This is a genomic window from Bacillus sp. JST-5 (assembly GCF_057747715.1).
On record NZ_JBYLHW010000058.1, the window covers coordinates 1 to 15454 of the forward strand.

General features: G+C 37.9%; 10 protein-coding genes. 1 reads left to right on the plus strand and 9 read right to left on the minus strand.

Going from position 1 to position 15454, the window contains the following annotated elements; genetic code table 11:
* From AC3ASS_RS11090 to AC3ASS_RS11130, 9 genes are all read right to left on the minus strand, one after another.
* A partial coding sequence (locus AC3ASS_RS11090; RefSeq protein WP_488283595.1) for a transposase family protein occupies window positions 1-659 on the minus strand: 659 nt, incomplete at its 3' end.
* A gap of 220 nt (window positions 660-879) precedes the next feature.
* Window positions 880-2259, minus strand: a complete 1380-nt coding sequence (locus tag AC3ASS_RS11095; RefSeq protein WP_488283596.1) for a restriction endonuclease subunit S — start codon at window positions 2257-2259, stop codon at window positions 880-882.
* A complete protein-coding gene (locus AC3ASS_RS11100) occupies window positions 2256-3734 on the minus strand; it encodes a class I SAM-dependent DNA methyltransferase (protein WP_488283597.1) in 1479 nt (492 codons plus the stop codon). The genes AC3ASS_RS11095 and AC3ASS_RS11100 overlap by 4 nt, the downstream gene beginning before the upstream one ends.
* Window positions 3735-6983, minus strand: a complete 3249-nt coding sequence (gene hsdR / locus AC3ASS_RS11105; RefSeq protein ID WP_488283598.1) for a type I restriction-modification system endonuclease — start codon at window positions 6981-6983, stop codon at window positions 3735-3737. It lies immediately after the preceding gene.
* 645 nt (window positions 6984-7628) lie between these two features.
* Window positions 7629-7874 (minus strand): hypothetical protein, encoded by a 246-nt coding sequence (locus AC3ASS_RS11110; RefSeq protein ID WP_488283599.1) that lies wholly within the window; start codon window positions 7872-7874, stop codon window positions 7629-7631.
* Between the two features lie 83 nt (window positions 7875-7957).
* Complete coding sequence (locus tag AC3ASS_RS11115) at window positions 7958-10453, minus strand: DUF2357 domain-containing protein (RefSeq protein WP_488283604.1); 2496 nt, start codon at window positions 10451-10453, stop codon at window positions 7958-7960.
* Window positions 10422-12098, minus strand: a complete 1677-nt coding sequence (locus AC3ASS_RS11120; protein WP_488283600.1) for an MrcB family domain-containing protein — start codon at window positions 12096-12098, stop codon at window positions 10422-10424. The genes AC3ASS_RS11115 and AC3ASS_RS11120 overlap by 32 nt, the downstream gene beginning before the upstream one ends.
* A gap of 578 nt (window positions 12099-12676) precedes the next feature.
* A complete protein-coding gene (locus AC3ASS_RS11125; RefSeq protein WP_488283601.1) occupies window positions 12677-13462 on the minus strand; it encodes a hypothetical protein in 786 nt (261 codons plus the stop codon).
* Between the two features lie 72 nt (window positions 13463-13534).
* A complete protein-coding gene (locus AC3ASS_RS11130) occupies window positions 13535-14479 on the minus strand; it encodes a winged helix-turn-helix domain-containing protein (protein ID WP_488283602.1) in 945 nt (314 codons plus the stop codon).
* A gap of 589 nt (window positions 14480-15068) precedes the next feature.
* Between AC3ASS_RS11130 and AC3ASS_RS11135 the strand changes: the two genes are divergently transcribed.
* Window positions 15069-15254 (plus strand): hypothetical protein, encoded by a 186-nt coding sequence (locus AC3ASS_RS11135; RefSeq protein WP_488283603.1) that lies wholly within the window; start codon window positions 15069-15071, stop codon window positions 15252-15254.
* Window positions 15255-15454 lie beyond the last annotated feature (200 nt).

Genomic DNA, 15454 nt, shown 5'->3' on the forward strand with positions numbered 1-15454 from the left:
AATTGGCTTTGAACAGCTTTCTTGAACGACTTGGATAAATCCATCACCACAATCTGTACATTCCCTGTATCACATTGTTTTAAATAGGTTTCAATCGTTTTTACACGTCGGTCTGGCTGAACATCCAAAACTTCTCGATTTTCTAGATCGACAATAATCGTTTGATATTTTTCCCCTCCTGCATCACCCTTAAATTCATCAATGGCAATCGCACGCGGAAGTACCTTTTTAACAGGGATGAATCGTGCATCGAACATTCTTAATAGTCGGTTTGTACTCACCCCAGCTAGCATCCCAGCATGTGTAAAGGACATTTCTGCACTCAAAACTAGTGCCTCCTGAACCAGCATGAGCGTGTGACGTTGATATCGATCTACAAACGAAAGCTTTTCATAAAAAGTATGACCACATGTTGTACAACGATATCTTCGCTTCTTCACATGTAAGTACACTCTTTTTCCAGCCATTGATGAACTCTGTATTTTTTGCATTCGATAGCTATGGATGCGTTTTGTACGGCTTTTACACTTCGGACATTTCTGCATTTTCACACGTGTATGTAGTTCAAACCAAAATACGCCTTCTTCTTCCCTTGAATCAAAAATCTCTACATGCTTATCTTTAATCCCTAATAAGTTTATGATAGAATGAGTAAGCACCTATCTTTTCTCCCTTTGGAGTCTATTGTGTGGCAACTTTAGATTATCAAAGAGAGAGAAGAAGGTGTTATTTTTTAATCATTTTTTGTGAATTATCTGAGGCCTTGAGATGATAAGCATGACCACCACATTTAGTATAGAGCCTTTTTTAGTGTGTGAAGGAAATAAAAAGAGAGCTCACTCCATACTCGTTGAGTGAGCCCTTGCATAAATAAATGGTTTATTTAGACTTTAACACTTCTTTTAACAACTCAATAGCATGTCCATCCGTTGGATCGTTTGTGACAAGCTCGCCGCGGAAGGCTTTATAGAGAATAGATTGTTTTATACTTTCTAGATTGTCCATTGCGGTTTGAATTAATTGTTGCTCAGCGTCCAATTTATTAAAAAGAAACTCTACTTTCTTAGCAATTCTTCTTTGTTCCTTTAATGGAGGTATTAATACATGCACTGGTTTTAATGTTTTTCTTGATATTACTGGTTGAGCAGATGAATTACTAAATCTATTTAGTTTCAAATTTTTCAAATGCCAATACAAGTATGTTTTATCAAATATTTTTTCCGAAAAAGAAACTTTAAAAGCATTATCTGTCACCCAAGCATCTTTGGGAGTCATATGCACACTTCCACAGTAAAATCCTACTCGTCCTATAACAATAGTTTCTTCATCTACATTGCTTTTATCATGCATTCCTGTTATTCCATTCCCTCCAAAAACAGGGATATTTCCACCTCCATTCATATTGTTTTTGGTCAAAGCATCCCCCGAAGAAATTTTTATTACTGAATTAAACGGCGCATATATCCAATTACTTGGTAGTTCAAATGAAATTTCTTCTGTTGAATTAACCTTATTGATTCCAACTACGTCACTCATGTTTTCTTCTGTTTCATCATTCGTCCCTAACTCACCACGAAATGCCTTATCCAAAATCGCTGCTCGTCGAAGTTCAAATGACTCTTTCACTTCCTCAATCAACCGCTTTGCTTCATCAATTTTACCGAAAAGCCGCTCGACTTTTTCAGCAATGCGTTTTTGTTCATTTAAAGGTGGAAGAGGTAATGATAAGGATTTAATTTTTTCCCCATTTAAATTAGCGATATTGGTTGTTTGGGAAGCTAACTTTTGAATTTTACCATTTAAAAAAAGTTCTCGAAAGTAATAATATAGAAATTTCTGATACAAAGGATATTTTGCTCGAATGGACATTATAAATCCACCGAATGTAATTGGCTCAATTAGTTCATGAATATATGAAACCTTCCCTACCAAATGGTATGAATTAGCTGTAGACATCACAATATCGTCTTTGCGAAGTAGCTTTTTATCATTATTTTTAAGATATTTTTCATCTACATAGATTAAATCGTCCCAAATAAATTCTTCTTGAACGTTAGCAGTCCTTGCACAACCTATTAGTCCTTCTTCTTTTTGATCTTTTTTTGCAGATGCTGGGAATGTGATTCCTCTTTCCAACTCAACTAAATCGCCAACTTTCGTCCACACCCAATTCTCAGGCACTTCATAAGGCTGCTCTTCTTCCGGCACTAACGCTTCTTCTAACAGTTCTTCTATAGATTTTTGTTTCGTTTTGCTCATTTTTCAAGCACCTCAGATGTTTCTGCAACTTTCATTTCTTTTGAAGTCGTTTGGTAGGTGTTGGGTTGTTCCACTGCTTTTAATTCGGCGATAACTTCATTTAATAAAGAAATCGCCAATTCTAATTTTTCCACTGCTTCTTCTGCGGAGTCGATTGGGTCTGGTAAATTTGCATAAATAGACAGTGACTCGTCAGCAATTAATCCAATATCTAAGCTATCGCCTTTTTTCGCAATTTCTTCACGAGTAAAGACATTCCAACGCTCGTCTTTGACTTGATGGCGGTCTTCTGCTGTATAGGCTTTAATGAATCCTTCAAAATGTTCTTTCGTTAGCGGATTCCGTTTGCCGAAGGAAGGCTTGTTTGTTCGTAAATCATATACCCATACTTCTTTTGTGTTGCCGACATCTGTTGTCCCGCGGTTGAAGAATAAGACGTTCGTTTTCACCCCTTGTGCATAGAAAATCCCTGTTGGCAAGCGTAAAATCGTATGCAAATTACACTTATCCATTAAGTCACGACGAATGTCGGCACCGACTCCGCCTTCAAATAAGACGTTATCAGGAAGAACAACCGCTGCGCGAGCTTTCCCATTTGGTTTTAAAGCTCTGTAAATATGCTGCAAGAAATTCAACTGTTTGTTCGATGTCTTAAAGGTAAAGTCTGTTCGTGTTGCTTGCTCGCCGCCTTTTTTCGTTCCAAAAGGCGGATTCGTTAAAATCACATCAAAATTTTTCAAACTTTCACCTAGTGAAGAGAGGGTATCGCCTAACAAGATTTCCCCATGAATATCATGAAGCAACGCATTCATGACCGCTAGACGATGCGTGTCTCTGACAAGCTCTACTCCTGAGAATGCCTTGTATTTTTGAAATTCGATTTCTTCTTGAGATAAGTCAAAATAATCATCGGTTTGTTTACGAACATGGCGATCTGCCGCGATCATAAAGCCGAAGGTTCCCGCAGCAGGGTCATGGCAGCGTTCGCCCGGCTCGGGATTGACAAGTTCGACAATAACATCAATAAGGACGCGAGGCGTAAAATATTGCCCCGCTCCCGATTTCACTTCGCTCGCGTTTTTTTCTAACAGCCCTTCGTATAAATCCCCTAACCCTTCTTGCTTCGCATTGTACCAATCTAAGTTATTGGTCGATTGAATAATTTTTTCTAGGTTCTTTGGTTCTCTAATATTAGATGTCGCATCTGTATAAATTTGTTTTAATAATTCATTTTCCTCTTTTCCTAAATCAAGCAACAGCTGTTGATAATGCTCTTTAAGTTCGATCCCGTCTTTTTCTACTAACGAATCCCAACGATATTTTTCAGGAATCATATATTCTTGACCGGTTTCTTTCATCATTTTTAAGAACAGCAAATACGTTAGCTCTGTCACATATTGGTGATACGTAATGCCGTCATCACGAAGAACGTTACATAAATTCCATAGTTTTTGGACGATTTCTCTGTTGTTCATCTACGCTTGCTCCTTCTTTTGGTGATAGTTATACAAATTATAATTAATTTCGCGAACAATTTGTGCTAATTGTCCATCGAAAATTTGATTTAATTGTTTAAAGCCTCCACGGCTCTTAAAAGGTTCATATTCAAAAGCCTTTTCAGGGTCCGGATGAAGAACAGATTCTTGCAGTAATTGCTTTTCAATACGTTCGAGCCATTTCTTTTGAACAGGCGGCCACGCTTTCATTTGGTAAATTTTCTTCATGGCGTGTTTAATTCGTTCTTCATGACTAATAAGCGGATCGCCTAAAGCCTGCTGGCGGATGAAGGCGATGATGTCCGCTGCGATGTCTTCATTTTTCGCCTCGCGCCAAGCTGCTTGTAATTTTTTCTCGGAAAAACCTTTCTGGTCCAATTCAAGCAACAATTTTTTTAACTCTTCTCTCGTTAATTCAGTTGGACGTTGACATACAATCATTAGCGCAGGGATTTTGTTCATATTGTTTCGGATAAACTCTCCAAATGATTGTAAATAATCATCCGGTTTTTCCGCATTTCCATATCCGCGTTTAACTCCAATAAGTTCATCTTCATGCGTGGAAATATATTGTTTATTTTCCCGATAGCGATTTTCATCCATATAACGGAACATCGATTTATACTCTTTTAACTGTCCAGTTAATTCAGCAGGATTCAAGTTTTTTACCCAATCTATAAATTCATCAACTGTTTTTCCACCAGATAATACTTTAAAGTCTTGGTGCTGCTTATCTGACCATTGGCGTTTTTTTCGTTGGATTTTAGCAATAATTTGTTCTTGTTGATGCTGAAGGTGTTCTTCTTTTTCTAAACCTTCTAATTCTTCTACTAATTGAGTCAGTGAAATATTTGGTCGAGTGACAACAGGCTTCATGCTTGTATATGGTTTTAAAGACTCATAGATTCCAACCGCATCGAAAATATTAAAGTGATCTTTTCGGATTTCTTCACATCTTCTCGTTGCTCGGCCTAGCATTTGCTCATAAAGAATCCGAGAGCGAACGCGGCGCAAGAAGACGAGATTTGTAATTGCTGGAACATCGACACCTGTCGTTAGCAAATCCACCGTCACAACAATAGTTGGATATTTTTCATTTTTAAAGCGTCGAATCGCACCTGATGGATCTTTAATAGAGCCTGTAATTTTCATAATCGCATTGTCTTCGACTTCAAAGTATACTTTTTCAAATTCTTCTTTTAAAAGACGTACGACTAAGTCTGCGTGATCATCTGTCGCTGCAAATATCAATGTTTTGCCTTCATCGTCAGGAGAAATATAATTCGTCAACTCTCGTATAATAACACGATTAAAGCTTTCTGTGATAACTTTTGTATTAAAATGTGCAACCTCAATATTCACTTCATCTTCAAGGTATTCTTGTGAAATTGTGCCGGAAACCGTATCATATACGTCGACCTTTTCACCTTTGGCCCAAGTGATTCCTTCCTTTTTTAATACCGTTTCAAATTGATACGGTGGTTCATGGTCGACTAAATATCCATCGACGACTGCTTCACGATAAGAATAAGTGAAAACCGGCGGTCCAAAAATTTCTGTAGTATGCAGCGCAGGAGTTGCTGTTAAACCGATGCGAACGGCATCAAAGTAATCAAGTACTTTTCGATATTTGCTTACATAATCATTGTGATCTCTTATTTCAATTTCTATATCATTCATCTCTTTATCTATTGTATAGCCTCGATGGGCTTCATCGACAATAATGCAATCATATTGATCAATCGATGGAATGTCTTCTGTTTTCTCGTTGTAGAAAATGCGTTTTAACATTCCTTGTACGGTAGCGATATGTACTTTCGTTTCATCATCTGGTTTTTGATCGTATAACGATTGTAAGCTATAAATTTCAGTGAACGTATGGAAATTTTCCAGCTTACTTTCTTTAAAAGCGCTTTCCGCTTGTTCCCCAAGAGCTTTTCGGTCGACAAGGAATAATATACGATTAAAACGCTTTGCTTTGATCAATCGATAAATGAGACCAATCGCCATTCTTGTTTTCCCTGTTCCGGTTGCCATGGCGATTAAAATGCTGCGTTTTTTCTCTTCCAATGCTTTTTCAACCGCTTGAATAGCTTTGACTTGATAGTCTCGCAATTTAAGATAATCAAATTTTTCATCACGCAAAAATTGTTCCGCACGTTCCGTATCTTTTTCTAATAGATTTTTCAGTCCTTGAGGAGTGTACCATCCTTGAAGTGGTCGCGGGTGATTCGTTGATTTCCGCGCATCTAAAAACCAAATGCCTGACTTTTGTTCTAGCTGTTTTAAAAAGGGGCGGCCATTGGTTGCGAACAAAAATGGAACATAGTAATCTCCCCATGGTTCATGGATCACTTCATGACCATGCCGAACAATAAGTTTTGCATATTCTTTTGCTTGCTCAATGTCAGATGGGATATCTTTACTAGCACGTTTCGCTTCAATGATCCCTACTAGCTCGAGGCCAATAAATAAAGCATAATCAGCGTAACCATGTTTTAAAGGCCACTCCGCAATCACCATGTTTTTTCCTTTTTCCGGACGAACTCCTTTTGAGAACCGTAACTTTTCAGAGTCAGCCTCCCATCCAGCCTCTCGCAATTGCTGATCAATAAGAATACGAGTTTCTGCCTCCGTCAATTTAAAATTAGCGACTGCACGTCGAGAATACTCACGTCGTTTTTGTTTCTCTTCACTGCTAATATATAGCTGTTCTTTGCGTATCTTCTCAAGCTCTGCTTCCAATTGAGCAAGCTTTTCTTCGTATGACTTTACTACATGATTTAACTCTTCTTCAGAAATGGACGTTTGTGGCATCGGTTCAACATATTCCGGAGCTTGGAATGACCAATCACCATACACTTCCATAAACCAAACCGCAATTCGGAACGCCATATGTAATAAAGCTTTTGCTTCATTTACTTCTCCATAACTCGGATTATGTACTGCTTCATTTCCTTTCAATCGAATGATCGTAAACAAGTCATATATTTCTTTCGGGATAATTTGATCGTAAAAAAGAACTCTCAGTCGTTCTTGTTGATCCGTTCCGCGTTCTTCTCTAATTTCTTCTAAAGCTAAAATATATTTTGTTATGGTTTCTACAAACTTTCTTAATTCACTAATCGTCACGTTTGGATTTTGATACACATATCGTTCTGCCGTTTCCCCAACACGAGCAAGAACTTCCCATTTTTCTTCTAAAAAGCGAAAATTGTATACAGACATATACACACCTCACCCAAGGCTCAATTACTCTAATATTTAATAAATGTTTGAAAATACATTATCGTCTAAAAAGATATATAGTGCTATTTTATCATAAATTTTACAATATATCTCATTTGCCTTCATATATCCAAATACATTTAGCACACAAAGAACTAACGACATTCTAACACCATTCACATTACAAAATTACCGTTATATTTATTTAAAGACAATAAAATGTAATTCAGCAAGGATGTATCAGCTCCTTGGTGCTAGTGCAAAAATAAAAAACAGGAGATTACAAAATATCGGTATATATTGGAGATTCAATAGCTATTAGTTGATTTTTAATTTCTCTTATATAAATATCGAGCTTTTTAAAATCCATTATTATTAGCTGTCTTAATTCCTCTTCTGTAATATTAATAGACTCTATTATTAACTCTATTTCTTTATACTGATTGTTAGAGTCCGAAATTATTTCCTTTTTTAGTTCTTCCAGATCATTCGGAGTATCAGTTGTAAATCTTTGTCCCTTCAAACCCGATCGAGCAGATTAAGGGTAGTAAGAGTGCTGATAAGAAAGAAATTAAAATCCATTGGCAAACGCTTCAAAATTAGCACCTCTTCTACCGTCTGTTTCATTGCTACCTAAAAAAGAGCTCACTCGCTCTCTTCCTCCTCTTCGTCATCATCTGGCAACAAAAAAGTTCCCCATTTTTTATAATGATCATTTTTCAGCATGTTTTCGATTTCTGCTTCGATATCCTCTTCCTCCGTCACTGGAAGCGACATTCCTGCGTATCCCCAACCGTTTGACTCGAGCCACTCAGTGAATGCGGCTAAAAATTCATCGTGATCTTTATCACAGTTGACGATGTAGCCATCTAATCGGATGTCGAAACGCATGTTGCTCTCTCCTCTCGTCCTGATCATCACAGTTTCTGCCATCGAGCATTATAACATACTTCGAATATCTGGCATTCATCATCTCAGCCCATCACCCTCAAAATCTCCTTAAACACCATCGATGGCTGTTTCAGTAAGTCATCCATTGGCAACGTTTTGATTTCGTCCCCTTTCGTAATCACTAACTGATGATCGGCTAATTTAATCACGATGTCTTTGATTCGATATGCTTCAATTTTTGACGCTTTATCTAAGTATCGATCATCCAAATCAAACCGAATTCGATCGGATAGTCTCCTGAGCATTCTCCATAAAGTGATTTCCTCTTTAGATTTCATAAATAATTCTGGCAGCTCTTTTGCTTCTTTTAATGTGTTTAACGTTGTCATCGTGTAGACCGATATTCCATATCCCACTGGTCTCACAATGTTCTTTAAAAAATGCCAGCTTTCTATTTCAAATTTCACGTACTCTTCCGAACTATTTTTTGGTAATTCATGAATCTCGAATCGTTTTACGAATTTCACATCGACAATTTTCCCATAGCAAGTAACCCCATTTACTAGGGCTGCTCCTTTTTTTGGATAAAGGGCAATATATGTTGCTTCTTGCCAACCTTTTTTTAATCGCTTCACAGGAATGTGATAAAAGCGGTGCTTAAGATGAGCGCGATAGTTTTGCTCTCGCGGTACCATTCCGACAAGCACTTTCTCATCTAGCGATGACTGCAACTCTTCGATTGTCCCTCGCGGAAGAATGCCTTCTTTCTGCAACTCCTCTGGGCTTTTTTCGATGAGTCGTTCAATGAGCTGCTCGACTAAGCGAGTCGCATTTGGCAAAAACGGCAGTCCACCAATATTGACTTCATTAATACTTTTATACAGTTTATGTTCTTGATAACTATCTTCATCAAACCAAGGGAATAACACATAGGCACCAAATGCCGTTCTTTCGTATGGACCATTGTGGCGGATAACGAGGGAATCACGATAGCGATGCATCGTGTTAATATCTTCTTCCATTGGTCCTGGAAGTTGATAATTTCGCCGATAACTGCTTCCTTCGACCGCAAAATCAATGCGATATTTGGCATCGAAAATATAATTGTACGTATAGTTTTTTCCCTTCTTTTCAATCGCTAACATCGTATCAGGAATTTGTGGAATCGTTGGTAATGTTCCTTCATATTTTTGATAAGTTAATACAATTTTTTCGCCTGTATGTGGATGTTCATATACTCTTGTCGCGGAACGATTTTTTTCTAAATTAACAAATAAACCAGTGCGATTGACTTGGATGATGTCCTGACTCACGAGCTTATACTTTTTCCCTAATATTTGTCCTAATTTCAGAAACGTCCAGTACTCATATAACGTCGCGACATCTTTAACAGACATTTGGTACAGCTTTCCTTGAAGGGCAAGACCTCGTGTAACAATTAAATAAATTTGAAAGGCGTCGCGGTAACCAGGTGCCATTTGTAATACAAGACTCATTATCGAACGATCGAGCTTTCCGATCGCTTGCCAAAAGCGGTTTTTCATTTTCTTTTCTAACTCTTTTTTCATGTTCGCAATCTTTGCAAGCAAATCAGTGTCTGGTTCGACTTCATATCGTTTGTTTTTTGACTCTACTTTTGCAAATAAATCAGTTAATTTATGAAGCAACCGCATCATCATCCATTTGACAAAACGGTTTTCTAACGTATCGTAAGTCAGTTCTTTTTTCATTTTTAATCCCGATATTGGCATCACGGAACGTTCATGAAGCATCAATCCATTTGCAATTTCACAAAATAATTGCGGTCGTTTCCGTAAGTATTGTCTCCCTCTTTGATCAAGCCGGCCGAGCTGATCACCTCTCGCTTTTACATGGGTGGTGACGAGCTGATGATGCGGCTGCCGTTCAATTTGGTTGATCGCTTGCAGAAAATCGTGAAAATGCGCTTCCATCAGGCGGAAAAATTCACTGCGTGACGGCGTGCCGTCGAGTTTTGCTTTCGCCCGCTGATACGTTTTCTTGATAAAGTGGAAGGCAAGATTGTAAATTTCATCACTTACTTCTTGTAATAGTTTTTGATAATCTTCTTTATAATTTAATTTCGTCGGAAAAATTTCGAGAGTCACTTCTAAGATCGTCTTGTTTCCGTTTCTTATTTCAAAAGTGGAAAAGCCAACTTCATTTTGAAACTGAAGATTTCCCATTAGTATATAGTCATTGCCGATTTTTACTTTATCGATCGCTCTTCTTAATAACGGATGTTCATGATAAAATGTGAAATCGCCATCTATTTTCGGGGAAACGATTACTTGATAAATGCCGTTTTCAAAAAAGATCGGGCGATGTGTCGACCATTCGACTAACTTTTGTTGATCAATATCAAATACTTTTACTTCTTGGACACCTTCCCCTTCTACCGAAAACTCCATCCATTCATGAAAATCCAGTTGGCGGTATTGATGTAGCCCTTGATACTGTTCATGATACGGCTTTCCTTTTATAACAAGTGTTAAACATTCGGTTTCAATATGGACGAGCTCAACATCCTCACATACCAATCCAGAAGGAGGTAAAGCCATCACTATGTAACCTCCTTAACATTTCTAAAATTTTGTTCGCGCTTTTCGGATATTTCGCATATGTAAAGTCCAGCAGACCGTCGTATTCTTCATTTAATTCAATGTTCGTGCAAAACGTAAATAATTGTTCTAACGCGCGCTGTACTCTCGCATCACTTCCAGAGATTCTTGGTAAGATTTTTTGCAGTAGACAATGATCAAATGCATTTTCAAATGGCATCAACTGCTCTTCTTCGTTGTAGGCGAGGTAAAAACATATTTCGTCGCGGACCCGATAGCCGACATGTGCTCCTAACGGTTGTAAGTATTCATTGATTTGGACTAATTCAGTTGTTGCTTTTTCAACAATGTGAGGATACAGATGATAAACATCTTTTAAATGTAAATAGACAGCAGCAAACGCCTCTTGTTTTAAAGAGATTGGTTCAACTTTCTTTAATTCTTTTAAAAAATCTAGATGATTAAGTTGAACGCGGTTAAATTCGATCGTATTAGCCCTGTCTAACACTTTTTTACTGAAAGGATGGGTTGTTTCGTCCATATTGACCGTTCCGATGATATAGACATTTGGTGGCAGGGAGATGTCCTGACCCGCTATTTCTTTTGCAAGAAGATTGGATGATACGATTTTTCCATCTTTCCAACGCCGACTTTCCATCACACTTAATACATCGCTAAAATAATGCTCTACCCGCGCTAAATTCATTTCATCAAGCAATACAAAATACGGATCTTCTTCATGCTGTTCCGCTTCAAGGATGACTTTTGTCAGCGGTCCAGGTTTAAATTCCCCTTTAATATCTACATAGCCAAGCAAATCCGAACCATCATTCCAGTCAGGACGCACGGGGATTAACGTGAACCGTCCGTTTTTCTCTGTCGCTCCGACGCTTTCCGCAAGCCATTGAATGACTTTTGTTTTCCCCGTTCCTGAAATACCGGATAAAATAACAAATGGCTTTGTTTTTAATGATAAAAATAAATTAATCACTTCTTCTTTTGTATAGTAAAAACCTTTGCTGGAAATGTAAGAATAAATGTGCTGAACAATGCTTTGGTACGAGAGATGTTTGAATTTCTTCATATTCGTTTTTATCTCCACATAATTTTCGTAGTATTGGATCATTTGTTGTAAGTCTTGTTGTAGTTGTTCTTCTGATGGCATTTGTTCAAACGAGTATGGGATATAAGCAGCGACAGACAGCTTATAGTCTTTTGCTTTTTTGCTTTCGCCAAGGTCAATCTCGTCGTCTTTTTTGACGTTTTCGCTCATTGGAATGATTTGACGAATTTCTTCTTTAATTTGGAGCATTTCATCTTTTGGGGTTTCCGTTACACCTTGGGCTAGAGTAAGGTGAACTTTTTTCATATCATCGCTAAACAAGTAAACAATATAATAACCTCGTTGTGTCGATGTCGTAATCGTTTTATTCATAATTGCAATCCATGGAACATCCGTCCATACTCCTTGTCCCGTGGAACCTTTGACTATATATCGTTCTTGATCAATGAAAGAAAATAGTTTAATTGTATTGGGAATTTCGGTGGTAACTAAACGGAAAATGGGATGATGTTTCGACAATTTATCTCTTTTTGCTTGTAAATAGTGCTCCATTACTTGTAAAAGTTGATTGTGCAAAGTCATTTTTTTCAAACTCCCTTAAATGACGTAAAATATGTACAAAAATTGAAATATTTGTACTCTATTTTACAAAAACATCAAAAAAGCCGTCCATCGTTTTCTACTGCATTGCTAAGTTTTTTGTACATAAGAGAAAAGAGAGCTATATTAGCTCCCTCCTGTTTTAAATGCGATAACAAGTTGTGGTCCTATCATAAGCCCCCTTGTCATCAAAAGAGAGAGTTCCTCTTAACTATGAAAACAACTTCAGCAAATACCCCAACAATCCCCAAAACCCGACTCTCCAAACGTTGTCCCTTCAAATCCGAGCGAGCCGAGGCTTGGTAAGAGAAGCCCAAATATGGTGAGCGGATTTGTACAAAACATAGACCGATAAACAATAAAAAACAGATCCTTAAATGATGTGACCCAGTAATCAAATGCAACAAGAATGGCGAACAGTGACAGTAGGCACTGTTCGCCCCATCGTCTGACACCAACCGAACTTCACCTAACCATTCAACTGTTTCCGGGTGGTGCCCACTAGCCCATATACGAAGATTGTTCCACTCTATTTATCAATCAAAAACAGACTCCCTACATTATTTTCCTACTTTCTCTTTCATCCACCCCACAAGCTCCGCAAATTCTCTCTTTTCAACAAATCGCTTAGCCTGTTCTTTCATCTCGCCTTTCCGCTTAAAAGCCGCTCTCTTCAACTCTCGAATCTCCACCGCATGTTTTTGTAGGATTTGCGCCATCTGCACTGTATCTTGATAAATTAAATTCATATCCCAGCGTTCAGCTTCTCCTTTATCAGCGGTGATGCAAGAACCGGATTCGTTGCCGTAATAAACATTCCATTTATAGTGAAGAGAACAGTTACTCAAATATTTTTCCTGGATTACTTGAAACCATGCGCCCTGGTATATTCCTGATAGTTGAACATTTGGGGCGTAGCGATGATGTCCGTTACAGCCCGCGAGAGCCGTGATGCCTGCAAGATTCAATGATTTCACGAACATCGCCATGTTTGCATCCAAATCTAACGCATTCACTTTGATGCCGAATCGTCTTTGGACGAACGGCTTCCATTTGTAGTGATAGCCTTCCATGAAAATCGGAAACTTCCGTCCTGGTGTATTCATGATGCGTTTCATCATCGAAATTGGCACACGGGTAACCAATACTTGAAATTTGCTTCCTTGCCAAAAGGTTGGAATTCCTAGATGATGAAGTAACTCACGAACTTTGCTGATATCTGCTTTTGTGTTTCCGTCTGTTAGGATAATAAAATCGTCTTTTACTTCTACAAATAACCCTCTCATTTGTAGTGCCTCCGCGATGCGAGCAGTTGCATCCATCATTTCTAATTTCATCAAATTCATATTTTTCATCCTCCTCATCATTTTGTACTTTAAGTATAAAAAAAGCCCGGTTACGAAATCGTAACCGGACCGTTACCCTTTACGAAGGACGATCGATGGAATGTCTGCTTTCCATTCGTATCCTTCAGCTGTAGTGACTAAAATGTTCTCAGAAATATCATCACGTCCCATTGCTTGAGAAAGCTTTCTTCTCAGACTAGCGATATACCGCTTCACCGTGGCAGCTCCTACCGGGCGATCGTGCCAAATCGCTTCTTCTATTCTATGTTTCGGGCAGGATGTCATCTGATGATCAATCAGGTAACCAAGAATTTCCGCCTCTTTCCGTTCAAGTCGGATAGTATCTTTGTATGCATAGAAATATTTTTCATCTGCAGCTAAATCGAGAACGACACACTTTCCTTCCATTGCGTCTTCTTTAACTTTATTAGCATCGTGTTTTGAAACCGTCTTCCGCTTCTCCTCGGGCTCCTTCAACAAAATCGGTTCTGTTACTCTCTTTTTAATCCTGTCCATATACAATTCGATAAACCAGCCGTGTTCGCCCATTTTATCCAAGTCGCATGCTTCCTTTATGTATTCCATCGCTTTCTGAATATAACCAAGTCTTGCATATCCTAACGCAATATTACAAAGCAGTTTGATGCGTTTGCTGCCGTCAATTCCTTTTTCAAGCGCTTCTTTTCCATAAAAAAGAACCGCCTCCCACTTCCGCTCTTGACTGGCCAAAATAAAGGATAGGTGGTAGAACGCATCGGGCTTTGATGGTGAGTAAATGGTCGCCTTTCGTAATATGTTATAGGCATTGTGATGGTTCCCTCTGCGAATTTTTTCATCCCGCCCCCACTGTAAATACAAATCGGCAAGCATAATCGCATAGCGGGGTTCCTTTGGGTCTAGCTGAAGAAACTGCTTGTAAAGGTTTATCCCCTCTTCCAACCATGCATTTCGCTCATCGCCTCCATCAAGGCCGTCCCGATCGAGCCAATCATCCTCCCAATCCAATAGTTCTTCCATTGTCATTTGCCTCATAAATATGACACTCCTGCTTAAGAAATTCTTTTTTCTTCACTTTATTTATTAATTTCAAAGACTAATATATCAAATAGCTTTCCATCGGTATAAAGTAAAATCGCCCACTTACCTGACTTCGGTATTTTTTCTAAAGAAATTTACATTTTATTCTCAAATAAATATAAGAAACTTTCTTATTCAAACGGACAGTTAAGATAAGATCATTTCGCTAAATAGTTGTCTTAAGCGAAGATATTGGTAAAGAAAGACGATTGTAAAGGGGACTTATTGATATGCAAATCAATCACATATGGAAATTGTTTATTTTCAAAGCATTTCATTTTCTAGAAGTACCTGAATTAGGCCATTGAAGAATTTGCGACAATTTATCGAACTTATATTGCCAAAGGAAATGGAGACTTCATCCACTATACAAACAGTAATCCACAATACTTGTTTTTGCATTATCTTATTGATAGTCTGTTTTCGTAAGTTTTGTTGTTTTTAGGCAATAAACATATTGTGTTACAATTAAATGTATATAAGGTTTCTTTCACAATCATTTAAGTATATTACCGAAGGAGGGAGAATTATGAAATGGAGAATGTGGTTAGGAGCCGTATTAGGTTCTGTTATTCTTTTTCTTATTATTAGCCTTATACAGGAAAAGGTTCACTGGTACTTATTAACCGTATTCTTGTTAGTTGGATTTATAGTAAATTTTATTATTTCCCTCTTTCAAAATAAGCACACACATAATGAGAACAATCAAACTTGAATATATCTTCCCATTTTTCAGGATAGTGTGAACCTGAAAACGGAGGTTTTGGAAGGAATGTTTTTATGATTAGGATGAGCGTTGTATGTTAAGTGACCGATTTTTCGCAGAATGAATGTGATGAACTCCTTTAAAGTCTTGTACACTGGAATATTTGCCTTACCTTTTAGGTATAGGAGATTGTCTCTTGTGACTTCACC

What these genes read in the sequence shown, in the direction of transcription:
- AC3ASS_RS11110 (WP_488283599.1), bottom strand. Translation starts at nt 7,874, where the DNA reads ATGCGTTTCGACATCCGATTAGATGGCTACATCGTCAACTGTGATAAA.
- AC3ASS_RS11115 (WP_488283604.1), bottom strand. Translation starts at nt 10,453, where the DNA reads ATGGCTTTACCTCCTTCTGGATTGGTATGTGAGGATGTTGAGCTCGTC.
- AC3ASS_RS11130 (WP_488283602.1), bottom strand. Translation starts at nt 14,479, where the DNA reads ATGGAAGAACTATTGGATTGGGAGGATGATTGGCTCGATCGGGACGGC.
- AC3ASS_RS11135 (WP_488283603.1), top strand. Translation starts at nt 15,069, where the DNA reads ATGAAATGGAGAATGTGGTTAGGAGCCGTATTAGGTTCTGTTATTCTT.
- AC3ASS_RS11125 (WP_488283601.1), bottom strand. Translation starts at nt 13,462, where the DNA reads ATGAATTTGATGAAATTAGAAATGATGGATGCAACTGCTCGCATCGCG.
- AC3ASS_RS11095 (WP_488283596.1), bottom strand. Translation starts at nt 2,259, where the DNA reads ATGAGCAAAACGAAACAAAAATCTATAGAAGAACTGTTAGAAGAAGCG.
- AC3ASS_RS11100 (WP_488283597.1), bottom strand. Translation starts at nt 3,734, where the DNA reads ATGAACAACAGAGAAATCGTCCAAAAACTATGGAATTTATGTAACGTT.
- AC3ASS_RS11120 (WP_488283600.1), bottom strand. Translation starts at nt 12,098, where the DNA reads ATGACTTTGCACAATCAACTTTTACAAGTAATGGAGCACTATTTACAA.
- hsdR (WP_488283598.1), bottom strand. Translation starts at nt 6,983, where the DNA reads ATGTCTGTATACAATTTTCGCTTTTTAGAAGAAAAATGGGAAGTTCTT.